We start from the raw sequence: 23,639 nt of genomic DNA, 5'->3' as shown, positions 1-23,639 counted from the left end.
CCATGCGGATCACCACCACGGACGCGGCCTACTACCTGGACAGCGGCCACTACCACCTGACCGTCTCGCGTAGCGACCCCAGCGCCGAGCTGGAAGGCTGGATGACGCTCAGCCTGATCGCCTCGGCGCACACCAGGGGCGGGCGGGACGAGACGTACGAGACCCTGCCGCCCGTGCTCGCCGAGCGCGGCGACGTCGCGGTCTTCGACTTCCCCCAGCGCAGCACCGCGTGGGAGAGCAAGACCGTCCGGCTCACCTGCACGCCCGAGAAGATCGCCGTCGAGGTGCGGGTGGAGGGCGACGGCGTGCTCGGCGACGTGACGCTGCTCGGCGGGCGGGCCGTGCTCAACACCCGCGCGTCCGGAGTGTTCCGGTCGGGCGTGCACGCGCGCGGCGTCTTCAGCCCCACCCCCGCCCACCCCGTGCGGGTGGTGCGGCCGGTGTCGGCGGCCGTGGCGCTCACCGTCGTCGGCGACGCCTCGCCGGGCCGGCTGCACGCGGTCTTCTCCCCGCCGCCGCTCGTGCTGGCCTTCTGCAAGGACGAGCCGGACGGCGCCACGGCGGTGCCCGGCGGGCCCTGGCTGGGCGCGTCCGTACGGGCCGGGATCACCGACCTGACCTTCACCGAGGTCGCCTACGAGCCGCTGGACGGCGGGGCGCTGCTGCGCTTCGACTACGAGGGCCACACCGAGGTGCGCGGGGCCTGGACCTCGCCCGCGGTGGTGTTCCGGGCGGCGGAGTCGCCCTGGGAGGCGATCTCCCACCACCGCGCCGATCTCGTCGCGCACGGCCTGGCCTCGGAGGGCCCGGCGGGGGAGCGGCACGCGTGGTGGAGCGAGCCGATCTTCTGCGGCTGGGGCGCCCAGTGCGCCGCGGCCGACGGCGTCTCGCCGGTCGAGCTGTCCCGCCAGGACCGGTACGACGGCTGGCTGGCCCGGCTGGAGGAGCACGGCATCGTGCCCGGCACGATCGTGATCGACGACCGGTGGCAGCTCACGTACGGCGACCTGCGGACCGACGAGGCCAAGTGGCCGGACCTGCGCGGCTGGATCGCCGACCGGCACGCACGCGGGCAGCGCGTGCTGCTGTGGTGGCGGGCCTGGTCGGCCGACGGGCTGCCGGCCGAGGAGTGCGTGACCGACGCCGGGGGGCGCCCCGTGGCGGCCGACCCGTCGAACCCCGCCTACCGGCTCCGCATCCGGTCGATCATGGAACGGCTCCTCGGCGACCTCGACGCCGACGGCTTCAAGATCGACTTCACGCAGTGGTCACCCAGCGGCTCCCACCTGAAGACGTACGGCTCCACGTGGGGCCTGGCCCTCCTGCACGAGCTGCTCGCCACCATGTACGACGCCGCCAAGCAGGTCAAACCCGACGCTCTCATGATCACGCACACCCCGCACCCCGCCTTCGCCGGCGTCAGCGACATGATCAGGCTCAACGACGTGCTGGAGGTCGACGCCCGCGGCGAACCCGTGCCGGCCGTCGACCAGCTCCGCTACCGCCACGCGGTGGCCCGCCACGCGATGCCCGGCCACCTCATCGACACCGACCAGTGGCCCATGCCGAGCAGGGCCGACTGGCTGGCGTACGCGCGGGCCCAGCCCGAGCTGGGCGTGCCCGCGCTGTACTACGTGGACGCCATCGACAACTCCCGCGAGGAGATCACCGGCGCCGACCTGCGGCAGGTGGCGTCGTGGTGGTGGCCGGCATGAGTCAGGCGGAGCCGCCGGCCGGCCGGCGGCAGGCGGAAGTGGTCGTGTACGGCGCGACGTCGGGCGGCGTGTGCGCCGCCGTCGCCGCCGCCCGGCGCGGCCTGGACACCGTGCTGCTCGAACCAGGCCGGCACGCCGGCGGCATGACCTCCGGCGGGCTCGGCTACACCGACATCGGCGACGCCCGCGTGCTGGGCGGCATGGCCGCCGAGTTCCGGCGGGCCGTCGCCGACGCCTACGGGGTCGCGCCCGGCCACTACGCCGGACCCGAGCCGCACGTCGCCGAGGAGATCTTCCTGTCCTGGCTGGAACGCGCGGGCGTGGAGGTGGTGTACGACGCGGGCCTGACCGGCGCGGACACCTCCGAGGGACGGATCGTGTCCGTCACGACGGCGCGCGGCGCGTACGCGGCCGGGGCGTTCGTGGACGCGAGCTACGAGGGAGACCTGATGGCCGCCGCCGGAGTGAGTCACCGGGTCGGCCGCGAGGACCGGACACTGCACGGCGAGACCTTCGCCGGGCGGCGCGAGGTCGTGCCCGGCATGCACAACTTCCCGCCGTGGATCTCGCCGTTCCGGGCCGACGGCACGCTGCTGCCGCAGGTCGCGGACGGGCCGATGGCCGAGGTGGGCGCGGGCGACGGCGGCGTCATGTCGTACGGCTACCGCGTCTGCATGAGCACCGCGCCCGACCGGATCCCGTTCGAGCGGCGGCCCGGCTACGACGAGGAGCACTGGGAGCTGGGGCGCCGGTTGTTCCGGCACTGGCGGGAGCAGGGCGTCGAGGTGCGCGCCGGGCGGCTGGTCGGGCTGGAGCCGAACCTGCCGAACGGCAAGGCCGACGGCAACTCGCTCGGGCCGTTCTCGCTCAGCGTGCTCGACCGTTCCGCGTGGGCCTACCCCGACGCGGGGCCCGAGGAGCGCGAGCGGATCCGCCTGCACCACCTGCGCCACGCGCAGGACCTGCTGTACTTCCTGTCGCACGACCCCGAGGTGCCCGCGCACGTGCGGGCCGAGCTGGGGCGGTGGGGGCTGCCCGCCGACGAGTTCGCCGACACCGGGCACCTGCCGCACCAGCTCTACGTGCGCGAGGCGCGGCGGATGCTGGGGGAGAAACATCTCACCGAGCACGACCTGGTCCAGGGGCGTCGCCAGGAGGACGTGGTGGCGATGGGGTCGTACCACATCGACATCCGCGAGGTGCAGCGGACCTGGCGGCGGGTGTACGAGCACCCCGACCCGGTGCCGATGGTGGTCACCGAGGGGTACCTGTCGGTGGGGGTGGCGCCGTACCAGATCCCGTACGGCGCGATCGTGCCGCGGCGGGAGGAGTGCGTGAACCTGCTGGTGCCGGTCTGCGTGTCGGCCTCGCACGTGGCGTTCTCCTCCGTCCGGATGGAGGTGCAGTACCAGATGCTCGGCCACGCCGCCGGCCTCGCCGCCGCGGCGGCCGCCTCGACCGGTAAGCCCGTGCAGGACGTGGACGTGGCCGCCCTCCAGGACGAGCTCAGGGCCGCCGGCCAGGTGCTCTCCCTCTGACACGCGAAAAGCCGGCGCAGTGCGCGCCGGCTTTTCCATGCGACGGTGGCGGCCGGATGTGGGCCGTTTCAGCTGCGACGGGCGCGGCCGGATGTGTGCCGGGCTTTCGCTTGCGACGGGGCGGCCCGAGGGGGCCCGGACTTTTCGCCTGCGACGGCGCGGCTGATGGTCCGCTGCGCTTGGCGCCCGTGAAGGGCCCGGCGTGCCTGGGCCCTGTCCCCGTCAGGCGCGGGTGCGTTCCAGGGCCTCCCGGACGAACGGAGGGATCACGCGGCGCAGGACGTTCGCCTTGTGGGACTCCGCGAGAGCGAGCGCCGCCTCGACCTCGGCCGGCGTCCGGTCGCCCGCCAGCAGCCCGAGGGCGGCCAGGCCGGCCGCGCCCATGTCGCGGGCCGCCCGCACCCAGCCGGCCAGCTCGGCCGCGATCGGCCCCGGCACGTCCGCCGGCAGCTCCGCCAGCCGCGTCAGCTCCGCCCGCAGCTCCCCGGGATCGTCACCCTTCAGCACGGCGGCGCACAGCACGGTCAGCGCCGGGCTCTGGTCGGCCCCGGGCGGCCACGCCGAGCACGCCTCCACCAGCGGCAGCAGCGCCGAGGCCCCCGGCAGCAGCCGCACCGCCCGCGCGTGGGAGCGCGCCGGATCGTAGGCCGCGAGGTGCCAGGCGTAGTCGGCCACCGTCGTCAGCGCGATGCGCGAGGCCGCCGCCTGCACCATCGGGTTGGCCGTGATCCCCGCCAGCGGCACGCCGTCCAGCTCGGTGTCCCGCCCCACCAGCGGCCCGAGGAACACCCGGTCGAAATCGAAGTCGTTGACCGGGAAGTTGTCCCACAACGCCACCTGGTGCCCGTACGACGCCGCCGCGGCCGTCATGTCGGCGGCGGAGATCTCGCCGACCACGATGTCGGAGCCCGTCCACCAGACCAGCACGTCGGCCGGCAGCTCCGCGGCCAGCCGCTCGCGGTACGGCGTGCGCCCGGTGCCCGCGTAGTCGGTCGGCACCATGGTCAGCGGCCGCTGCGCGCCCCGGGGCGCGAGGAACTCCTCGGCGAAGTCGCGGCAGACCGCCGCGTGGGCGCTCGCGCTCACGCCCTCCGCCGTGCCGTACGTCTCCCGGTCGGGCGCCTGGCTCAGCTCGGGCGGGATGTCGTCGAACAGCAGCGCGTACTCCCTGACGCCGGCGTCCCACACCTGGGCCGCCTTGGCCCGCAGCGCCGCCCGCTCGGCCGGGTCGCCGTAGACCATCGACAACCCCGGGCTGAGCGCGAACACGAACCTGACGTGCCGCGCCGCCGCCTCCGCGACCAGCTCGCCCAGCCGCGCCAGCTCCTCCTCCGGGTACGGCTCCCGCCACCGCTCCCGGTGGTACGGGTCGTCCTTGGGGGCGTAGACGTAGGCGTTGAGCTTGTGGCGGCCCGAGAAGCGCAGATGCTCCAGGCGGTCCGCGTGGCTCCACGGCGTGCCGTAGAAGCCCTCGATGGTGCCGCGCAGCGGCAGGTCGGGCCAGTCGCGCACGTCGGCCTCCGGCACGCACCTCGCGTGCGCGGGGCACGGCGCGGCGGTCAGCGCGAGCAGCGTCTGCGCGCCGTAGAACGCCCCGGCGGGGTCGGCGGCGGCGATGAGCACCCGTCTGCCGCGGGCGGTCAGCGTGTAGCCCTCCGGCGGCAGGTCCGTGCCGCCGACCGTGATCTCCACCGCGACGTCCGCGCCGGTCGCCGTGATCAGTGCGGCGCGTAGGGCCGTCACGGCGTTCGCCGGGCCGTCACCCAGGCGGACGGCGGTCAGGTCGACGCAGGCGGAGCCGAGGGTAGCCTCTTTCGGACGGGGGACGATCCATTCCAGGGCATCCATGTGGGAACGATACCGGATACAATCGCGCCTCGTGGGTAGGGATGTGACCGAAGTTTTGCCCGGGGTGTTCCGCGTCGAGGACACCTGCAACGTCTATGTCATCAAGGCTCCCGCCCATCCGGGCGCGGAGCGCACCGGGATCGCCGTCGACTTCGGTTCCGGCCGTGTGCTCGACCTGCTCGGCGAGCTGGGCCTCGACCGTCTCACCGACGTCCTGATGACCCATCACCACCGCGACCAGGCCCAGGGTCTGGTGCGGGCGGCCGAGGCGGGGATCGCGATCCACGTCCCGCCGGTCGAGCGCGAGCTGTTCGCCGACGTCGAGGAGATGTGGTCGGCGCGGCGGCTCCACAACGACTACGACCTGCGCGACGACCGGTTCTCGCTGCTCGAGTCCGTGCCCGTGGCCGGCGTCGTCCCCGAATACCGCACGGCCCGCTACGGCGGCGTCGACGTCCGCGTCCTGCCCACGCCCGGTCACACCGCGGGATCGGTGACGTACGTCGTCGGCCGGGCCGCGTTCACCGGCGACCTCGTCTACGCCCCCGGCAAGGTCTGGTCCCTGGCCGCGACCCAGTGGTCCTACACCGAGAACGAAGGCCCCGCCATGGTGGTCATCAGCGCCGAGCTGCTCCGCAGGGAGGAGCTCGACGTGCTGCTGCCCTCCCACGGCGACCCCATGACCGACCCCGACGACGCGCTCGGCCGGCTCGCGACCGCCATGCAGCGCTACGTCGACTTCCGCCGCCCCCACCCGTGGGACGTGCGCGGCATGCTGGCGGAGCCGTTCGTCGAGATCACGCCCCACCTGCTGATGAACCGCAGCAGCCAGTCCTACAGCTACGTGCTGCTGTCGGAGTCGGGCGCGGCCATGGTGTTCGACTTCGGCTACGACATGTCCACCGGCATCCTGTACACCAGCACGGCTCGCCAGGCCCGCCGCCCCTGGCTGGCGTCCCTGCCGGCGCTGCGCGAGCGCTACGGCGTCACCGACATCGAGGTCGCCGTCCCCACCCACTACCACGACGACCACGTGGCCGGCATGCCGCTGCTGCGCGACGTCGAGGGCACCGAGATCTGGGCGCCGTCCCACATCGCGCCGATCCTGGCCGTGCCGCTCCACCACGACCTGCCGTGCCAGTGGTTCGACCCGATCCCCGCCGACCGCGTGCTGGAGCTGGGGGAGACGGTGCGCTGGCGGGAGTACGAGATCACCGTGCACGACCTGCCGGGGCACACGCTGTTCGCGGCGGCGTACGAGTTCGAGGTGGACGGGCACCGGGTGCTGGTCACCGGCGACCAGCAGGACGGATCGGGCATCCCCGGCGAGCGCCAGGAGATCCTGAATTTTCAGTACAAGAACAGATTCGCCATCGAGGACTACCGCAAGAGCGCCGCGCTCTACAACCGCCTGCGCCCCGACCTCATGGTCAGCGGCCACTGGCGGCCCCGCTGGGTCGACGACGCCTACCTGGCCATGCTCACCGAACGCGGTGACGAGCTGGTCTCGCTCCACCACGAGCTGCTCCCGCTCGACCGGTTCGACCTCGGGGCCGACGGTGTGCTCTGCCGCCTGACGCCGTACCATTCGAGCGTCCCCGCGGGCGGCGAGATCGTGCTGACGGCCACCGTCCGCAACCCGTGGCCCGAGAAGGCCGTGGCCGTCGTCGAGCCGGTCCTCCCGCCCGGCTGGCGGCGCGAACCGGGGGCCGTGACGCTGAGGCTGCCCGGAGGGGGTATGGAGCAGGTGCATCTCCGTCTCGGGGCCGACGTCGTGCCACGGCGCCGCGTACGCCTCGCCGTAGATCTCACCATCGGCGACCTGCGCCTCGGGCAGCACGCCGAGGCGCTCGTCGACGTCGTCGCGGAAGGGGAACGATGACCGCGGAACGGCGCAGTGCCCCCCTCAGCCGTTCCCGCAGACCCACGATCAAGGACGTCGCCGAGGCCGCCGGCGTCTCGCGCTCCACGGTCTCGCGGGCCCTGACCGGTCGCGGCTACGCGGCCAGCGACGTGCGCGAGCGCGTGCTGCGTGCCGCGGCCGAGCTCGGGTACGTGCCCGACGTCATGGCCCGCACACTGAAGCAGCAGGTCAGCAGGTCGGTGGGCGTCCTGGTGAGCGACCTGCGCAACTCCTTCTACGCGGAGCTGGCCGCCGGGGCCAGCCGCGAGGCGCGCGAGCGCGGCTACACGATGGTGCTGGCCGACACGAGCCTGTCGGCCGAGGCCGAGAGCGAGGCCGCCGAGGCGCTCGTGGCGCTGCGGGTGGCCGGGGTGATCGTGACGCCCAACTCCTCGGCCGTCTCCACGTACCTGTCCTCCCACGGCATCCCGGTGGTGGAGGTCGACCGCCAGTTCGCGGCGGGCTCGACCGACGGCGTCGTGGTGGGCAACCGCGTAGGCGCCCGTACGGCCACCGCCCACCTGGTGGGGCTGGGCCACCGCAGGATCGCGTTGTTCATCGACGAGACCGACTGGGCCACCGGCTACGAGCGCTACCAGGGCTACCTGGAGGCGCTGGCCGCGGGCGGCATCAAGGTCGAGCCTGACCTGGTCGTCTCCTCCGGCTGGGACGTCGCCGACTCCCGCAGCAGGGCCATCGAGATGCTGCGCGCCCCCGACCGGCCCACGGCCGTCTTCGCGGCCAACAACGTGCTGGCCGAGGGCGTCTGGCGGGCGATCGGCGAGCTCGGGCTACGGATCCCCGCGGACGTCAGCCTGGTCGCGTTCGACGACGCGCCCTGGATGAGCATGGTCTCGCCCATGGTCAGCGCGGTCTCGCAGGACACCTTCAACCTGGGCGCGACCGCCGTGCGCCGGCTCCACGAGCGCATCGCGGCCCCCGAGTCCGACTCGGTGACGACCGTGCTCAGCGTACGGCTCGTCGAGCGCGAGTCCACGGCCCCGCCGCCCGGGGGCTGAGGCCGCGGCGGGCTGGAAAGATGTCCGCATGACTGAACCAAAGTCCGATCTGCACCGATACCTGCAGTCCGTCCGTGAAGCCGTGGTGTGGAAGCTCGACGGGCTCTCCGAGTACGACATCCGCCGCCCCCTCACGCCCACCGGCACCAACCTGCTGGGGCTGGTCAAACACCTGGCCGGTGTCGAGGCGGGCTACTTCGGCGACACCTTCGGGCGGCCGTTCCCCGAGCCGCTGCCGTTCATGGCCGACGACGCCGAGCCGAACGCCGACATGTGGGCGACCGCCGGCGAGTCCCGCGAGGACGTCGTCGCGCTCTACCGCCGGGTGTGGGCGCACGCGGACGCGACCGTCGAGGCGCTGCCGCTGGACGCGGTCGGCGAGGTGCCGTGGTGGTCGGAGGAGCGCCGGCGGACGACGCTGCACCTGATCCTGGTCCACGTCATCGCGGAGACCAACCGGCACGCCGGGCACGCCGACATCGTCAGGGAGCTCATCGACGGGGCCGCCGGCCTGCGGCGCGACAACGACAACCTGCCGCGGGCCGAGCGGGAGTGGTGGGACTCCTACCAGGCCCGGCTGGAGCAGGTGGCGCGGGAAGCCGGTCAGAGCTGACCCGGGATGCGTTGACCCGCGGGGAAATGTCGGCCTAGGATCCCGTGTGGGAACGATGTCACAGCATGCGTTCCCGTTTCGGAGGCCCCCATGGAGCACGATGTTCCCCCCGTCCTGTCGCTCGACATCGGCGGCACCAAACTGGCCGCCGGGATCGTCACGGGCGACGGCCTGATCCACGGCTGGCAGCTCGCCCCCACCCGCAGGGAGGAGGGGCCGCGACGCGTCCTGTCCAGGCTGTTCGACCTGGGCAGGAAGGCCGTCGCGGAGGCCGGCGCGCCCGAGGTCGCGGCCGTCGGCATCTCCTGCGGCGGCCCGCTCGACACCGCCACGGGCGTCGTGCAGTGCCCGCCCCACCTGCCGGGGTGGATCGACGTCCCGGTGGGCGCGCTGGCCGCGGAGGCGTTCGGCGTCCCCGCGGTCATTGAGAACGATGCCACGGCCGCGGCGCTGGGCGAACACCGCTACGGCGCCGGCCGCGGCACCAGCACGATGCTCTACCTCACGATCTCCACGGGCGTCGGCGGCGGCTCCGTCATCGGCGGGCGCCTGCACCGGGGCGCCGCGGGCAACGGCGGCGAGCTCGGACACGTCATGGTGCGGCCGGGCGGCCGCCCCTGCACGTGCGGCAGGAACGGCTGCCTGGAGGCGTACGCGTCCGGCACGGCCATCGCCGAGCGGGCCCGCGAGGCCCTCGCCGCCGGCCGCCCCTCGTCCCTGTCCTCGCTCGATCTCCCGACCGCCGAGGACGTCTCCCGCGCCGCTGAGGCAGGCGACCCGCTCGCCGCGGAGATCTGGGACGAGACCACATGGGCGCTCGGCAGCGCGGTCACCGACCTGGTGAACGCGTTCGAGCCCGAGCTCGTCGTCCTCGGCGGCGGCGTCACCCGTTCGGGCGCCCGGCTCCTCGACCCCGTGGCCGCCGCCGTAGCCCGCGACGCCATGCCGCCCGCGGCCCGCGCCGCCCGGATCGAGCCGGCCCGGCTCGGCACGGGCGTCTGCGTGGTCGGCGCGGGCGCCGTCGCCCACGACCTCGTCTCAGGAAAGACCGATGGCTGACCGACCCCTGACCCCCACCGCCACACCCGCGACCCCCGTACCCGCGACCGCCCCTGACGCCCACCCGGAGGCGGGATCGGCATCGGCGCTGCTCGCCTCGCACGTCGAGGGCCACCTGGCCGCCGCGCGCGGCATGGCGGCCCTGCTGCCCGCCGTCGAGGCCGTCGCCGATCTGCTCATCGAGACGTTCACCCGCGGCGGCACCGTCTACACCCTCGGCAACGGCGGCAGCGCCGCCGACGCCCAGCACCTCACCGGCGAGCTGATCGGCCACTACAAGCGCGACCGCCGCCCGCTGCCCACGGTGACGCTCACCACCGACGCCACCGTCATGACCTGCATCGCCAACGACTACGCCTACGAGGACGTCTTCGCCCGGCAGGTCCGCGCGCTGGCCCGCTCCGGCGACGTCGTGGCGGCGTTCACCACGAGCGGCAACTCACCCAACGTGGTCGCGGCCCTCGAAGCCGCGCGGACCAACGGCGCGGTGACGGTATTGTTCGGCGGCGGTGACGGCGGGGCCGCCACGAAGCACGCCGACCATCTCCTCCTCGCCCCGTCCGCCGAGACCCCGCGCATCCAGGAGATCCACACTCTGATGCTCCACATGATCAGCGAGAAGGTCGACGTCTGGGCGGCCGCATGACCAGGCGCACCGCTCCCATGTCGAACGCCCCCTCCGGCGGCCGGCCCCGCGGCCTTCCCCGCGCCCCACGCCCGGCGGCCACCCCCGACCGCACCCTCCACATGATCGGAAACGCCCACCTCGACCCGGTGTGGCTGTGGCCGTGGCAGGAGGGCTACCAGGAGGCGCGGGCCACGTTCTGGTCCGCGATCCACCGCATGGACGAGTACCCCGACTTCGTCTTCACCTGCGACCAGGTCGTCCTGCTGTCGTGGGTGGAGGAGTCCGACCCTGAGCTGTTCGCCCGCATCAGGGAGAAGGTCGCCGAGGGCCGCTGGGTCATGGTCGGCGGCTGGTGGGTGGAGCCCGACTGCAACATGCCGTCGGGGGAGTCGTTCGCCCGCCAGGGCCTGTACGGCCAGCGCTACCTGAAGGAGAAGTTCGGCGTCACCGCGACGGTCGGCATGAACGTCGACCCGTTCGGCCACAACGCCATGCTCCCGGCGATCCTGCGCGGCCAGGGCATGGACTCCTACTGCTTCCTACGCCCGGGACCGCACGAGAGCGAGCTGCCCGGCACGATGTTCTGGTGGGAGGCGCCCGACGGCAGCCGGGTGCTGGCGTACCGGATCCCGTTCGAGTACTGCAGCCCGCCCGGCGAGGTCGCGGGGCAGACCGAGAAGGCGCTCGGCCAGCTCGACCGCTCCCTCGGCGACCTGATGGTCTTCTACGGCGTCGGCAACCACGGCGGCGGCCCCACCAAGGCCAACATCGACTCGATCCACCGCTACGACCAGATGGGCACGTTCGGCGAGCTGACCATGTCGTCGCCCCGCCGCTACTTCGACGAGATGACCAAGCGGCTCGGTGAGCAGGGCCTGGCCGAGCTGGCGGTCTGGCGCGACGACCTGCAGCACCACGCGGCCGGCTGCTACTCCGCCCACTCCGGCGTCAAGGCCTGGCAGCGCCGGGCGCAGGCGGCGGTGCTGTCGGCCGAGCGGTGGGCGGCGATCGCCGGCCACGACGCGCGCGCCGACCTGGAGCGGGCCTGGAAGCAGGTGCTGTTCAACCAGTTCCACGACGTGCTGCCCGGCTCGGCCATCGAGCCCGCCTACGACGACGCCCGCGACCAGCTCGGCGAGGCGGTGGCGATCTCCAAGCGGATCATCACCAGGGCGCACAACGTGATCGCCCGCGACGTCCGCGTCCCGCAGCAGGACGGCACGCAGCCGGTGATCGTCTTCAACCCGCACCCGTGGCCGGTCTCCACCCGGGTCGAGATGCAGTACGGCCTGGCCCCGAACGGCGTGCACGTGGTGGACGCCGACGGCGCCGACGTGCCGTGCCAGCGCACCCAGTCGGTCGCCACCACCGACGACAAGGGACGCGGCGCCACCGTCTTCCAGGCCGACCTGCCCCCGCTGGGCTACCGCCTCTACCGGCTGCGCCAGGGCCCGGCCGCGCACGCGCACGGCACGCTGTCGGCCTCGCCGCACCACCTCGAGAACGACGTGCTGCGCCTGGAGATCGACCCGGTCACCGGCTGGCTGTCGAGCCTGCTCGACAAGCGCACCGGTGTCGACCTCGTGGCCGGGGCGGCCGGCGAGCACACCCAGATCTGCGAGGACCCGACCGACACCTGGGGTCACCGCGTGGTGTCCTACGACTGGCCGGGCGAGGCGATGGCCACGACCGGCATCGTCCTGCGCGAGGAAGGTCCGCTGCGCGCCCGCATCCGGGTCGAGCGCGCGTGGGGCCGCTCGACGATGGCCGAGGAGTTCATCCTCGGCGCGGGCGACGACGACGCGGTGGAGGTGCGGGTCACGCTCGACTGGCGCGAGCAGGCCCACCTGATGAAGCTGCGCTTCCCCGTCGCCGTGCAGAGCCCGGTGGCCACGTACGAGATCCCGTTCGGGCACCTGACCCGGCCGATCGACGGGGCCGAGGAGCCCGCGCAGTCGTGGGTGGACCTGTCGGGGGTCGTGGGCGGCCGGCCCGCCGGCCTGGCCGTGGTGAACAACGCCAAGCACGGCTACGACGTCTCCCCGCCGAGCCCGGGCCGCTCGCACAGCATCGGCATCACGGCCGTGCGCAGCCCGGTCTACTCCTGGCACGACCCGCGCCTGCTCGACCCGGACGGCTACTACTCCTACCAGGACCAGGGCACGCAGCGGTTCACGTACCTGCTGGTGCCGCACGCCGGCGACTGGCGGGCCGCCGCGCTCACCCGGCGGGCGGCGCTGCTCGGCTCCCCGGTGCGCGCGATGCTGGAGAGCTTCCACGACGGGCCGCTGCCCGCGTCGCGCGGCTACCTCGACGACGGCGGCGGCCAGGTCATGGTCACCGCGGTCAAGCTGCACGAGGACACGCCGGGCGACCTCGTGGTCCGGGCCGTGGAGACCACCGGGCGGGCCGTCCAGGCGACGCTGGACGTCCCGCTGGCCGGCGTCCGGCTCACGGCCGACTTCGGGCCCTGCCAGATCCGTACGTTCCGGATCCCGCTCGCCGACCCGCTGGCCGCGGTGGAGACGGACCTGGTGGAGCTGACCGTCCGCAAGGGCGCGTTCACGGTGGAGGCGTGGTGAGCACCCGCTTCGTCGTCACCGATCCCGACACCGGGATCGGTGGGGGCGAGCTGGTCGTCGAGGTGCTGGGCGCGGGGCCGTACAGCGTGGAGTGGGAGTGGGGCGGGCGGCTGGTCACCGGCCGGCGCGAGCTGCGGCTGCGGGTGCGGCACGACGGCGCCCGGCCGTCCGCCGGGACCGTGCGCGTCAGCAGGTCGGTGCCCGCCGCCGACCCCTGGTGGCTGATCCCGGGCCTGTTCTACGGCGAGAACCGGCCCGCGGCCTGCGCCCGCGTCTTCCCCCGGTTCGAGACGGGAGCCGACCGGCCGCAGGAGATGGTCTCCAGCCGCTGGGGCTTCCGTGCCGACCGGGCCGCCACGCCCGCCGTACTCGTCTGGGGCGACACCGGCGGCGCCGGCCTGATCGCGGACGAGGAGTCGCCCCTCGGGACGACCGGCCTGGCCTTCGAGCACGACGCGGGACGGGCGACGATCGCGCTGCTCTTCCCGTACCGGGAGTACCCGGTGACCTACTACGGGTCGGCGCTCGCGCTGCCCCCGAGTGAGGCCGAGCACGTGTGGCAGCCCGGCGAGTCGCATGTCCTGACGCTCGCCACCTTCCCGCTGCCGGCCGACCGGCACGCGTACGCGCCGGTCCTGCGCGAGGACCGCGACCTGCGCCTGGCCGCGGCGCCGGTCGAGCCGTGGCAGGACGTGGCGACGGCGGCGGACATCGCCGCCGAGGGCCTGTACCGCTGGCACTACGACCCCGACCCCGGCGTGCTGCTGGAGACGGTCGGCTTCGACCGGGAGGTGAGCGGCGGCGACGGCGAACGGGTGGACCGGCAGGCCATGCACGTCGGCTGGGTCAGCGGCATCCCGTGGGCGGCCGCCCTGCTGGAGCACGGGCTGCGCACCGACCGCCCCGAGCACGTCGCCGCCGCCGAACGGGTCATCGACTTCATCTGCGCCAACCTGTCGCCGTCCGGGACGTTCTGGGGCACCTGGTACCGCTCGTCGGGCTGGTCGCAGAGCTGGAGCCACGTCAAGGACGCCCTGCACGCGCGCACCCTCGGCGAGGCGACCCTGTTCCTGCTGCGCGCGCTGCGGCACCGGCCGAACCCCGCCTGGGAGGCGGCGGCCCGCTCCAACATCGGCGCGATGCTTGCCCGCCAGCGCCCCGACGGCAACCTCGGCACCCTCCACCACGCCGCCACCGGCGAGGTCCTGTCGTGGTCGGGCGCCTCAGGCCTGACCTGGGTGGCCGCCCTGGCCGAGCAGGGCGACCCGGCCTGCCTGCGGGCCGCCGAGCGCGCGGGGGAGTACTACGCCTCGTTCGTGCACGACGAGTTCCTGTACGGCGCCCCCGAGGACGTCGACCTCGCGCCGACGTCGGAGGACGGGTACGCGGCCGTGCTGGCGTACATGGCGCTGCACCGCCGGACGGGCGAGGAGCGCTGGCTCGATCTGGCGCGCCGCGCCGCCGACTGGACGCTGACCTTCCGCTACACCTACAACGTGCGCTTCGGCCCGCGCACCCCTCTCGGCGTGTACGGCTTCGCCACCCGCGGCGCCGACCAGGCCTCGCCGTCCAACCAGCACCTGCACGCGTACGGGCTGGTGTGCACCGCCGAGCTGATCGAGCTGTCGGAGGCGCTCGGCGACCCGTACTACGCCGAACGGGCCGAGGAGACCCTCGCCTGTTTCCGCCAGTTCCTCCCGGCGGCCGACGGCGACCTCAACGCCTACCGGGGCATGATCACCGAACGTTACTACCAGACGGACTGCTTCCAGCCCAAGGGCATGTACCTGACGCTGTCGCACGCCTGGAGCGCCGGCGTGCTCCTGCTGGCCTGCGAACAGGTTCTCGCCTCGCGTGCCGGCCGAGCCCTGAGCACGCGGCCCGTCTACGCGGATGGTCCGACATTCATCGAAAGATCAGGTGAAGTGGTTAGTTAGGCCGTAATCTTCGGAGATGCACAACTCGCTCACCTTCGGGCACCTCCTGGACGACGCCGGGCTCCTCGCCTTGGAGCACCAGCTGCACCTGGAGGAAGTCCTCGGAAACCACAGCTGGCACGCCGACCTGCAGCAGCCGCTCTTCGGGTTCACCGGCGACCGCACGATCACGTGCACCGGCTTCCACCTGCTCGGCACTGCCGCCCCCGACCTCGGCACCTGGTTGTGGGCGTGGGCGAACCCCTCGGACTTCCCCGACGCGGTGGTCGCCGCCGCCAAGGGGCTGCGCGACTTCGGCCACCAGCACGGCATCCTGGAGCTCGTCTCGCCGGAGGTGCCCTTCGCCGCACTGCCCGGCTCCCCGACGCAGCCGCACCTGGTGGCGGGGCTGATGACGGATGCGGCCAAGGCGGTGACCGGGATCTGGACGTCGTACCAGGGGGACGCGGGCGGCGGCACCCGGGCGGCGTTCCTGGTGCAGCACCCGGACTTCCAGTTGCCGGCACCCGAGCCGGCCCGCGTCATGAGAGTCATCCAGCAGGGGCTCGTCGGCCTGACGCTGCACGACCGCCGGCGCGCCCTGCACAGCTACGCGACCAGGCGCGGGCTGGGCGCCGACGTCGGCCGCGACCAGGGGCGGCTGTCCGGACCGGGGCTCGAGGCCGTGATCGACTTCGACGAGCTCGGCCGCGTCTCCGGCATCAAGGCCACTCTGGCGCAGCCGTAGCCCCTCCTCCGGACGAGGAGGGGCCGCGGAGCCGGCTCAGCTGCCGACGGGCTCGGCGCGCAGCCGGGCGGAGTGCTTGACCAGCGTGATCAGCACCTCCCGGCTGGAGTCGCGCTTGCGCGCGTCGCACATGACGATCGGGATCGACGGGTCGAGCTGCAGCGCGAGGCGCACCTCGTCCAGCTGGAACGACGGCGAGCCGTCGAAGCAGTTGACCGCCACCACGAACGGCGTGCCACGCCGCTCGAAATAGTCGACCGACGGGAAGCAGTCGGCCAGGCGCCGGGTGTCGGCCAGGATGACGGCACCCAGCGAGCCCTCGGCCAGCTCGTCCCAGACGAACCAGAAGCGTTCCTGCCCGGGCGTGCCGAACAGGTACAGGACGTAGTCGTTGCCGAGGGTGATCCGGCCGAAGTCCATCGCCACGGTGGTGGTGCGCTTGGCCTCCACCGACGTGATGTCGTCCACGCCGATGCTCCGGTCGGTCAGCACCTCCTCCGTGCGCAGCGGCCGGGTCTCGGAGACCGCGCCGACCATCGTCGTCTTGCCCGCGCCGAACCCGCCGGCGATGAGGATCTTGATCGCCGTCGGCAGGCGCGGGCGCTCAGAGCGAGCGAAGGCCATCGAGCACCGCCCTGTACATCTTGATGTCGTGCATGTCCACCTCGGATCGTGGTTCCTGGGCAGAGACGAGTTCGCGGTCGAACAGGTCGCCGAGCAGCACCCTGACCGTGCCTGCCGGCAGATCGAGGTACGCGGCGATCTCGGCCACGGACTTGGGTTCGCGGCAGAGCTGGAGGATCCGCAGGTGCTCGGGGTCCAGCCCCGCGTCCGGCCCCGGCGGCGGGCCGACCGCCAGGGCCATGGAGATCAGGTCGAAGCGGCCGTGCGCGGGCTGGGTGCGGCCGCGCGTCACGACGTAGGGCCGGATGATCTCCGGATCGACCCAGTTCTCGTCCGTGGGTTCGTCGCCTCTCACCGGTCACTCCTGGAGGCGGCCTCGGCGGCGGCGCTCCGGGCGCCCGAGGTGAGGTACTGGCCCACCCGCGCCACCAGCATCGCCATCTCGTACGCGACCAGCCCGATGTCGGCGTTCTGCGGGCACAGCACGGCCAGGCAGGCCCGCTCGCCGGCCGTGGTCACGATGAGGAACTGATGCTTCCACTCCACGACCGTCTGGCGGACGGATCCGCCGGAGATCTGCTCGGAGACGCCCTTGGCCAGGCTCTGCAACCCGGACGCGACGGCGGACAGGTGCTCGCCGTCGGTGCGGTGCAGGCCGGCCGACGAGGCCATCAGCAGGCCGTCGGACGACAGCACGATGGCGTGGTCGGCGTCCTTGACGCGTTCGACGAGGTCGTCGAGCAACCAGTTGAGGTCGGTGCCGGCGGCGGGCGTCATGCCTCACCTCCCGGCTGGTCGTCCATCATCTCGGCCGCACGCGACCGGCCGAGACGGGTGCCTGACTGGAGGGATCCCATCATCGCGCGGATCTCCTCCGGAGAGCGCTCGTCATCGTCCTCCTCGATGTCGGGCTGCGTGGGGTTGTCGTCACGCAGGGCTGGCGCCAGGTTGGCCTGGGGCACCCGCAGCGGGAGCCCCGAAGGGGTGAACTCGGCCACAGGCTGCTGCTCCGGGTCGGCCGGCGTCTCGGACGGGGCTGGGGGAGGGGCGGTCGTGGTCTCGGCCTCCTGCCGTACGGGGTCGGTCACGGGTGCGATCGCGGTGGGCACGCCGGGCACGTCTGCGGAGACGGGCGCGGGGCGCACCTGCCGCAGCGTGCGCACGTTGCCGGACGGGACCGCGCGGGCGGCCGCGGCCGCTCCCGGCTGCCGGCGCGGCAGCCGCTCCCGCCCGTCGTCTTCCTGCGGCTCGGGCGACGGGTCGAGCTGGACGAGCTCCTGCGGCAGCAGCACCACGACCGTCGTGCCGCCGTACGGCGAGGCCTTGAGCACGACCTGGATGTCGTGCCGCCTGGCCAGCTGGCTGACGACGTAGAGGCCGAGGCGTGCCGTGCCGGTGATGCGGAACTCGGGCGGGTCGGCGATGCGCGCGTTGGCCGCCTCCAGGTCCTCGGACTTCATGCCGAGACCGCGGTCCTCGATCTCGATCACGTAGCCGTTGGCCACGAGCTGGCCGCTGACCTGCACGTTCGTGTACGGAGGCGAGAACGACACGGCGTTCTCGATCAGCTCGGCCAGCAGGTGGATGACGTCACCGACGGCGCGGCCGACGAGCACCACCTCGCCCATCGGCATGAGCGTCACGCGGGTGTAGTCCTCGACCTCGGCCAGCGCGCCGCGGACCACGTCCACCATGGGGACCGAGCGGCGCCACGTACGGGCGGGGGAGGAGCCGGACAGGACGATCAGGTTCTCCGCGTTGCGGCGCATGCGGATGGCCAGGTGGTCCAGCCGGAAGAGCTCCTTCAGCTCCTCGGGGTCGGTCTCGCGGCGCTCCATCACGTCCAGGACGGTGAGCTGCCGGTGCACCAGGCCCTGCGTCCTGCGCGCCAGGCTGAGCAGGATGTCGCGGATACTGCGGCGCAGCTCCGCCTGCTCGGCCGCGACGCTGATCGCGGTGCGCTGCACGGTGTTGAACGCCTGGCCCACCTGCCCGATCTCGTCGTCACCGAAGTCGAGGTCCGGCGCCTCCTTGGCGACGTCGACCTCCTCGCCGTGACCGATGCGCTCGACCACGCTGGGCAGCCGCCGGTCGGACAGCTCGTGGGCCGCGTCGCGCAGCTTCTTGAGCTGGGCGAGCAGTTGCCGGCTCGTGGTGATCGACAACACGATCGAGGCGATGACCGCGATCAGGCCGAGGCCGCCGGCGAGGGCGAGACGGACGATGACGCCGACGGCGACCGGCACCGACCGCTCGACCAGGCGGTCACCGGAGCCGAGCACCATGGTGTTGAGGTCGGCGAGCGCACGGTCGGTGGCGGTGCGCCAGGCCTGGGCGCTGAAGGGCAGGTCGCCGGCGAGGGCGGGCCCCTGCTCGGCGACCATGGTCTCAAGGTTGCGCAGGCGGGTGAACGACTGGCCCGCGTAGACCTTCTCGTACTCGGCCCGGTCGAAGTCGGACAGGTCAGTGCCGGCCTGCTCGGCCACGAGGCGCCAGGCGCCGACGTTCTGGGTGAACTGCGCGTGCTCGGCGGGCGAGAGCCGGCCGCTGACGAGTGCGCCGGACAGCAGGGCGTCTTCCTTGGTGATGATGTCGCGGGCGCGGCTCAGGGCCAGCAGGTTGCGGACGTCCTTGGCCAGCGCCTTGTCGTCGAGGGTGGCCAGCGAGCCGTAGAGGGCGTAGAACGAGTCGATGACCTCGCTGTACGCGTCGGTCGCCTTGGTGCGGTTCATCTCGCCCGCGTCGACGGCCTGCCGGGTCTGCCGGAGCGTGTCGAGCTGGCGGAACACCTCGTTGAGGCGTTCGGCGCCTTCTTCGTCGGTCGCCCAGCCGACCAGGGTGCCGCCGGCGGACTCCCGGAAGCCGGCCAGCAGGCCGTCGGTGCGCTTGCGCTGCTCGTCCAGCTGGTCGCTCATGGAGGAGGAGCGGTCGCTCAGCTCGACGGCCGACATGCGGCGCTCCTTCTGGAGCTCCTCGAGCAGCGACTCGCTGGGGTCGACCACGCTCTCGTTCACCTGGGTGACCCACAGCAGGTTGACGCCTTCACGTAAGGTGACCCATGCGGCGAATGCCCACAGCGCCGCCAGGGAGAGTAGCAGAGCCGTTACTTTGGTCCGCAGGCTCGTTTTGCGGAAGCCCATTTAACCCACCCTGAAAGTGATACGTGTGCTGGCCACCAACAGGTGCGGCGGCAACGGACGGTGTTGATCACGTAACTGTAGCGTAGGGCAAAGGGCCTCTCAAGCAACACCAAACCCTTTGAGCACGAATATCCCATTTTTGACTAACATAGTCAAAAATGGTGGAACTGCTTATGCTGCCGACCGTGAGCGACTCCACCTCCGCATACTTCGGCATCCGCAACGACCTCGCAGATCGACTGCTCAAGGCGTCCCACCAGCTGGCAGGAGTGCCCCAGCAGGACCGCGCCGCGGTGCTGACCGCCGCCCTTGACGCCGTGCCAGAGGCGGCGAGCCTCTTGAACCCCCACACCGCCCTGTTCGCCGAGGGCGACAGCGACTCCAGCCGGCTGGCGTTCAGCTGCTTGTCAGCCGCCGCCACCTTCCCCTCGGCCGCCCGCGACCAGATCGCCGATCTCGGGGCGCTGACCGCCGTCCTGTTCGGCATGGACGACATCGCCGACAGCATCGCCGGTGACTGGACGGACCGGGACGTGGAGGCCTTCTTCGCCCGCGTCCGCGCCATCCTGGCGGACGACCCCGTCGAGGCCGGAGCCGACGATCCCATGGACGCCGCGCTGCGCGCCTGGCGCGCCTGGTGCGAGCGCTTCCGCCGGCACCCCGGGGCCGCCGCCCACACCGCCACACTGCTGGAGCAACTCCGCCTCGCCGGCGCCGCCATGGCCCTGGAACGCCGGTGGGCCATGAGCGGCGAGCCCTGGCCCGAGTACGCCCCGTACCTCGCCAACGGCGGGCTGACGATCCTTTACCACACCTGGTGGGCGGCCGCCCTGGGCATCTGCGGCCCCGACCCGGCCGACCCCGGCCACTGGGACGCGGTCGAAGCGGCCGTCGACATCGGAGCGGAGTGCATGCGCCTGGCCAACGACATCAGGACGTTCGAGCGGGAGAAGCACGAAGGCAAGCCCAACGCGGTGCTCATCCTGGAGCGCTCCGGGATGAGCACCGCGGCGGCCGTCGAACGCGTCTCCGCGCACATCGCCGAGCTCAACGCCGCCTTCGCCGCCGAGCTCGCCGGCCTGCCGCCCGAGCTGGCCGGCGTCGCCGAGGGACAACACAGGAGCGTGTCGTTCAACGGCGCCTGGTACATGGCCAGGGATACCCATGCCTACACCGTCCGGGAGCTGGCCGGCGACGTAGAGCGGCACACCGGGGGTTAGGCGGGGCCGGCCACCCGTGCCCGGGTGGCGAGGTACGTCGAAGCGAGCACCGCCGCCCTGGTGATCGCCAACGGCGCGTACAGGTCCTTGTCCATCCAGAGAGGCGGCGGGGAAGCGTCCGTCGGGCACGTCAGGTAGCTCAGGCCGCGGTCCGCGGCGGCCGTCCGCCGGAGGTCGGCCCGCCCTTCGGTCAGGAGCAGGATCTGCATCGCGTACGCGGTCTCCTCCGCGGTGCCCTCCCAGCGGCCCCACGAGCCGTCCGGCCGCTGGGTCGCCAGGACCCACTCGGCGGCGGCGCGCACGGCCTCGCGGGCCGGCTCCCCGCCGAACTCGTCCAGCGCGAGCGCGCAGCTCACCGTGGCGTAGTAGGGCGAGACGTGCCAGCGGTCGGTCCAGCTCCCGTCCGGCTGCTGCTGATCGGCGATCCAGCGCGAGAGCTCGGCGACGGCCTGCGCGTAGCGGGGCGCGGCGGCGGGCCGGCGGGCGGCGTACTGGCCGAAGGCGTCCAGGACATGGGCGTTGACGCTGACCGACGTCCCCTGCTCGCCGGGCCAGGTCGAGAAGTGCACCCCGGAACGGAACGACCACAGGCACTCCGGCTCGCACGGTGACCCCAGCAGCGCCAGCGTGTACAGCGCCACGGACGTGGTGTCGGCGTCCGGCGGGAGCCCGTACCCGGCGGGCGTGCCGTCGGGGGAGATGGCCGCCCTGATGTCGGCGAGCATCTCCGGCGGCACCGTGACGGGCACGCCGGCGCGTACCAGCAAGCTGAGCACCCAGCCGCGCTCGAACACGGTGATGGGCAGCCCGACGGGCACCGGCCCGCCGTGCAGCCGGACGACGGCCTCCAGGTGCGCGCGGGCCGGCTCGTCGGCCTCGCGCTCGCCCCGCTCACCCACCCAGGCCGCGGTCGCCGCGGGGGACGCGCCGATCGTCCCGATCGGCGTGGGCCGGATCCCCGGAGCGCCGGCCGCCTCCTCCCCGGCGATCTCCAGGGCGTGCAGCAGCTTCTCCGGGACCTCCGCCCCCGACTTGATCCACTGCTTGACGAGCTGAAGGGTGTCGTACGTCATCCCGGCCGGCAGCGGCAGAGGCTCGTAGCCCTCAAGCTCCTCGCCCCGCTGGTTGATGAGCGCGACCAGTGACGGCACGATGTGCTCGATCGCCGGCATGTCGGGCAGTTCAAGCGGGCCGCCGAGCCAGCCGCGCAGCACGCGCAGGCCGCGTTCGACCGCTTCCAGCAGGCGCCGGGGGTCCGTGCCGGCGTCGCCCCGGGTCGCCGCGGCCAGGATGGCCTCGCTGGCGCTCAGAGTCGGCACCAGGCCGTAGCCGTCGGGGGCGCCCCACGCGCCGTCCGGCCGCTGGGTGTCGATCAGGTAGTCGATGCGTTGCGGATGCCCGGTGAGCCACGGGGCGAGCGAGACGAGCCGTCCGGTCTCATAGACCGACGGCGACACCTGTCCCCAGGGCCGCAGCATGAGGCTTTTCAGCAGCAGGGCCGCGTCCGCCGCGATGTCGGTGCCGGTGCCGGTGCCGGTGTCGGTGTCGACGTGGCTCATGCCGCACGCTTCCGTTCGACGGGGAGCAGGCGCAGCATGAGTTTCTCCTTGGGCCGTACGGACGCGCCGGGCATGGGGGTGAGCCGCTGCGGGTTGGTCAGCTCGGGCCGGTACCTGCTCAGCACGTTGGCGATCACGAGCGGCGCCTCGACGTAGAACAGGTGCTGGCCGAGGCATACGTGCGGCCCGGCGCCGAAGGGGATGAACGAGTAGCGGTGCCGGCGGGCGACCTTCTCGTCCGCCCAGCGGTCCGGGAGGAAGTCCATCGGCCGGTCCCAGAACTTCGCCAGCCGGTGCGTCGTGTAAGGGCTCACGAGCACCTGCGAACCCGCCTTGATCGGGATGCCGCCGATCTCCGTGTCCTCCGTGGCCTGCCGCGGGATGATCCAGGCCGACGGGTAGAGGCGCAGCAGCTCCTGCAGCACCATGCGCAGGTACGGCAGCTGCGGGATGTGCTCGGGCCGCACGGGCTGGTCGCCCACCGCCTGGTCGATCTCCTCGCACAGCCGGGCGTTCACGTCGGGGTGGTCGTGCAGCACCGACCACAGCCAGGTCAGCGACATCGCGGTCGTCTCGGAGGCGGCGCCGTAGATGCTCACCAGGTCGTCGCGCACCTGCCGCACGTCCGCCTTGCCCTCCTGCTCCAGCCGGGCGCTCAGCAGTGCCGAGACGACCTCCTTGCTACGCGAGTTCTCGTGCTGAGCCTGCTGGATGAGGGGGTAGACGATTTCGTCGATCTTCTTCGCGGACCGCAGGAAGGCCCGGTCGCCGGGCACCTTGATCGAGTACGGGGCGAAGGGGAAGAGCAACCGGAAGCCGATCGACGTGGCACACGTGGCGAACTCCGGCGCCAGCCGTTCGGCGGTGTCACGGGAGATCCGGCCGCCGAACAACACCTTGATGACGGCTTGGTTGACGATCGTGGTCATCTGGTGCCCGCCGTCCACCGGCCGGCCGGTGGCCGCGAAGTCCTCCAGCTCGACGATGGACTCGGCGATGATGTCGGCCATGTCCTCGGCTAACGAGGCGACGTAGCGCGAGGTGAAAAGGGGCGCGAGAATTTTCCGGGCGGAAGCCCAGGCGTCGCCTTCGCCGAGAATGCTCTGACCGGTCACGCGGTGCAGCGGTCGCCAGAACATGCCCTCGCGGGCGTATTTCGTCCACTCCGTCTTGAGCACCTGCTCGACGTGGTCCGGGTGGGAGACCAGATAGGGACGGAAGGGGCCGAGATCGAGGCGGACGACCCGGCCGTCCGCCTCGGTTCCCATGCGGGCCAGCTCGGTGACCGGGTCCTTCACCAGCCGGGGGAAGGCCCGGTAGAAGGGGATGACGTGGGGGTGGGTCACATGGGTCACGGAGTCTCTCCCGTGGGGTGCGGCATGGCGTGGAGTCCCGATTCGAAATTAGCTAAGAGTTATGCATGTCAGCATTTGTCTGCTTTGCGGAGATTATCGTATGGACCTCTTGTATGATCAATATTGGGCTGGCCACATGTAGCCCTCTCGCTACCTTTTGGGGAATGCCGGG

The 23,639-nt window shown here is 72.6% G+C and carries 18 protein-coding genes; 11 read left to right on the top strand and 7 right to left on the bottom strand.

What is annotated here, in order from left to right:
- The first annotated feature begins 2 nt into the window (after positions 1 to 2).
- Positions 3 to 1,715 carry a hypothetical protein gene (locus ACIBP6_RS25445; RefSeq protein WP_397055956.1) on the top strand — a complete coding sequence of 571 codons (1,713 nt, stop codon included), beginning with the start codon at positions 3 to 5 and terminating at the stop codon, positions 1,713 to 1,715.
- On the top strand, positions 1,712 to 3,253 hold the full coding sequence (locus tag ACIBP6_RS25440; protein ID WP_397055954.1) for an FAD-dependent oxidoreductase: 1,542 nt from the start codon (positions 1,712 to 1,714) through the stop codon (positions 3,251 to 3,253). The genes ACIBP6_RS25445 and ACIBP6_RS25440 overlap by 4 nt, the downstream gene beginning before the upstream one ends.
- A 222-nt stretch (positions 3,254 to 3,475) precedes the next feature.
- On the opposite strand, the gene ACIBP6_RS25435 is transcribed toward ACIBP6_RS25440, so the two are convergent.
- Positions 3,476 to 5,101, bottom strand: coding sequence for a beta-N-acetylglucosaminidase domain-containing protein (locus ACIBP6_RS25435; RefSeq protein WP_397055952.1), 1,626 nt, complete (start codon positions 5,099 to 5,101; stop codon positions 3,476 to 3,478).
- A gap of 31 nt (positions 5,102 to 5,132) precedes the next feature.
- Between ACIBP6_RS25435 and ACIBP6_RS25430 the strand changes: the two genes are divergently transcribed.
- From ACIBP6_RS25430 to ACIBP6_RS25395, 8 genes are all read left to right on the top strand, one after another.
- On the top strand, positions 5,133 to 6,983 hold the full coding sequence (locus ACIBP6_RS25430; protein WP_397055950.1) for an MBL fold metallo-hydrolase: 1,851 nt from the start codon (positions 5,133 to 5,135) through the stop codon (positions 6,981 to 6,983).
- The gene (locus tag ACIBP6_RS25425) at positions 6,980 to 8,023 is read left to right on the top strand and encodes a LacI family DNA-binding transcriptional regulator (protein ID WP_397055948.1); all 1,044 of its coding nucleotides are present in this window, start codon (positions 6,980 to 6,982) and stop codon (positions 8,021 to 8,023) included. The genes ACIBP6_RS25430 and ACIBP6_RS25425 overlap by 4 nt, the downstream gene beginning before the upstream one ends.
- Before the next feature lie 28 nt (positions 8,024 to 8,051).
- Positions 8,052 to 8,636 carry a DinB family protein gene (locus ACIBP6_RS25420; protein WP_397055946.1) on the top strand — a complete coding sequence of 195 codons (585 nt, stop codon included), beginning with the start codon at positions 8,052 to 8,054 and terminating at the stop codon, positions 8,634 to 8,636.
- A 90-nt stretch (positions 8,637 to 8,726) separates the two neighbouring features.
- Positions 8,727 to 9,695: an ROK family protein gene (locus tag ACIBP6_RS25415; RefSeq protein WP_397055944.1), complete on the top strand. Its 969-nt coding sequence runs from the start codon at positions 8,727 to 8,729 to the stop codon at positions 9,693 to 9,695.
- Positions 9,688 to 10,341, top strand: coding sequence for an SIS domain-containing protein (locus ACIBP6_RS25410; protein WP_397055942.1), 654 nt, complete (start codon positions 9,688 to 9,690; stop codon positions 10,339 to 10,341). The genes ACIBP6_RS25415 and ACIBP6_RS25410 overlap by 8 nt, the downstream gene beginning before the upstream one ends.
- A complete protein-coding gene (locus ACIBP6_RS25405) occupies positions 10,338 to 12,905 on the top strand; it encodes an alpha-mannosidase (RefSeq protein WP_397055940.1) in 2,568 nt (855 codons plus the stop codon). Before ACIBP6_RS25410 ends, ACIBP6_RS25405 begins: the two co-directional genes overlap by 4 nt.
- Complete coding sequence (locus ACIBP6_RS25400; protein ID WP_397055938.1) at positions 12,902 to 14,842, top strand: hypothetical protein; 1,941 nt, start codon at positions 12,902 to 12,904, stop codon at positions 14,840 to 14,842. The genes ACIBP6_RS25405 and ACIBP6_RS25400 overlap by 4 nt, the downstream gene beginning before the upstream one ends.
- Positions 14,843 to 14,858: 16 nt before the next feature.
- Complete coding sequence (locus ACIBP6_RS25395) at positions 14,859 to 15,569, top strand: DUF6882 domain-containing protein (RefSeq protein WP_397055936.1); 711 nt, start codon at positions 14,859 to 14,861, stop codon at positions 15,567 to 15,569.
- 36 nt (positions 15,570 to 15,605) lie between these two features.
- Here the strand turns inward: ACIBP6_RS25395 and ACIBP6_RS25390 are convergent, their stop codons facing one another.
- From ACIBP6_RS25390 to ACIBP6_RS25375, 4 genes are read right to left on the bottom strand one after another with little or no spacing between them, the layout of a single operon-like run.
- Complete coding sequence (locus ACIBP6_RS25390) at positions 15,606 to 16,193, bottom strand: GTP-binding protein (protein WP_132620672.1); 588 nt, start codon at positions 16,191 to 16,193, stop codon at positions 15,606 to 15,608.
- A complete protein-coding gene (locus tag ACIBP6_RS25385; protein ID WP_132620670.1) occupies positions 16,174 to 16,548 on the bottom strand; it encodes a DUF742 domain-containing protein in 375 nt (124 codons plus the stop codon). Before ACIBP6_RS25385 ends, ACIBP6_RS25390 begins: the two co-directional genes overlap by 20 nt.
- Entirely contained in the window at positions 16,545 to 16,970 is a 426-nt protein-coding gene (locus tag ACIBP6_RS25380; RefSeq protein WP_397055934.1) for a roadblock/LC7 domain-containing protein, read from the bottom strand. The genes ACIBP6_RS25385 and ACIBP6_RS25380 overlap by 4 nt, the downstream gene beginning before the upstream one ends.
- Positions 16,967 to 19,333, bottom strand: coding sequence for a sensor histidine kinase (locus tag ACIBP6_RS25375; protein WP_397055932.1), 2,367 nt, complete (start codon positions 19,331 to 19,333; stop codon positions 16,967 to 16,969). Before ACIBP6_RS25375 ends, ACIBP6_RS25380 begins: the two co-directional genes overlap by 4 nt.
- Before the next feature lie 158 nt (positions 19,334 to 19,491).
- Here ACIBP6_RS25375 and ACIBP6_RS25370 point away from each other — a divergent pair, with 158 nt between their 5' ends.
- Positions 19,492 to 20,553: a terpene synthase family protein gene (locus ACIBP6_RS25370; protein ID WP_397055930.1), complete on the top strand. Its 1,062-nt coding sequence runs from the start codon at positions 19,492 to 19,494 to the stop codon at positions 20,551 to 20,553.
- Here ACIBP6_RS25370 and ACIBP6_RS25365 read toward each other — a convergent pair.
- Together ACIBP6_RS25365 and ACIBP6_RS25360 are read right to left on the bottom strand one after the other, a co-directional pair.
- Positions 20,550 to 22,112 (bottom strand): prenyltransferase/squalene oxidase repeat-containing protein, encoded by a 1,563-nt coding sequence (locus tag ACIBP6_RS25365; RefSeq protein WP_397055928.1) that lies wholly within the window; start codon positions 22,110 to 22,112, stop codon positions 20,550 to 20,552. The two genes, ACIBP6_RS25370 and ACIBP6_RS25365, sit on opposite strands and share 4 nt — an antisense overlap.
- Positions 22,109 to 23,467, bottom strand: coding sequence for a cytochrome P450 (locus tag ACIBP6_RS25360; RefSeq protein WP_397055926.1), 1,359 nt, complete (start codon positions 23,465 to 23,467; stop codon positions 22,109 to 22,111). Before ACIBP6_RS25360 ends, ACIBP6_RS25365 begins: the two co-directional genes overlap by 4 nt.
- Positions 23,468 to 23,639 lie beyond the last annotated feature (172 nt).

This window comes from Nonomuraea terrae (assembly GCF_044465245.1).
In the GTDB taxonomy this organism is placed as follows: Bacteria; Actinomycetota; Actinomycetes; order Streptosporangiales; family Streptosporangiaceae; genus Nonomuraea; species Nonomuraea terrae.
This window is presented reverse-complemented; position numbering and strand designations above follow the sequence as displayed.

Excerpts from the sequence above, each read along its gene's own strand:
- ACIBP6_RS25445 (WP_397055956.1), top strand. The coding sequence starts at position 3 with ATGCGGATCACCACCACGGACGCGGCCTACTACCTGGACAGCGGCCAC.
- ACIBP6_RS25415 (WP_397055944.1), top strand. The coding sequence starts at position 8,727 with ATGGAGCACGATGTTCCCCCCGTCCTGTCGCTCGACATCGGCGGCACC.
- ACIBP6_RS25435 (WP_397055952.1), bottom strand. The coding sequence starts at position 5,101 with ATGGATGCCCTGGAATGGATCGTCCCCCGTCCGAAAGAGGCTACCCTC.
- ACIBP6_RS25410 (WP_397055942.1), top strand. The coding sequence starts at position 9,688 with ATGGCTGACCGACCCCTGACCCCCACCGCCACACCCGCGACCCCCGTA.
- ACIBP6_RS25380 (WP_397055934.1), bottom strand. The coding sequence starts at position 16,970 with ATGACGCCCGCCGCCGGCACCGACCTCAACTGGTTGCTCGACGACCTC.
- ACIBP6_RS25365 (WP_397055928.1), bottom strand. The coding sequence starts at position 22,112 with ATGAGCCACGTCGACACCGACACCGGCACCGGCACCGGCACCGACATC.
- ACIBP6_RS25440 (WP_397055954.1), top strand. The coding sequence starts at position 1,712 with ATGAGTCAGGCGGAGCCGCCGGCCGGCCGGCGGCAGGCGGAAGTGGTC.
- ACIBP6_RS25370 (WP_397055930.1), top strand. The coding sequence starts at position 19,492 with ATGGTGGAACTGCTTATGCTGCCGACCGTGAGCGACTCCACCTCCGCA.
- ACIBP6_RS25390 (WP_132620672.1), bottom strand. The coding sequence starts at position 16,193 with ATGGCCTTCGCTCGCTCTGAGCGCCCGCGCCTGCCGACGGCGATCAAG.
- ACIBP6_RS25395 (WP_397055936.1), top strand. The coding sequence starts at position 14,859 with ATGCACAACTCGCTCACCTTCGGGCACCTCCTGGACGACGCCGGGCTC.
- ACIBP6_RS25425 (WP_397055948.1), top strand. The coding sequence starts at position 6,980 with ATGACCGCGGAACGGCGCAGTGCCCCCCTCAGCCGTTCCCGCAGACCC.
- ACIBP6_RS25375 (WP_397055932.1), bottom strand. The coding sequence starts at position 19,333 with ATGGGCTTCCGCAAAACGAGCCTGCGGACCAAAGTAACGGCTCTGCTA.
- ACIBP6_RS25420 (WP_397055946.1), top strand. The coding sequence starts at position 8,052 with ATGACTGAACCAAAGTCCGATCTGCACCGATACCTGCAGTCCGTCCGT.
- ACIBP6_RS25405 (WP_397055940.1), top strand. The coding sequence starts at position 10,338 with ATGACCAGGCGCACCGCTCCCATGTCGAACGCCCCCTCCGGCGGCCGG.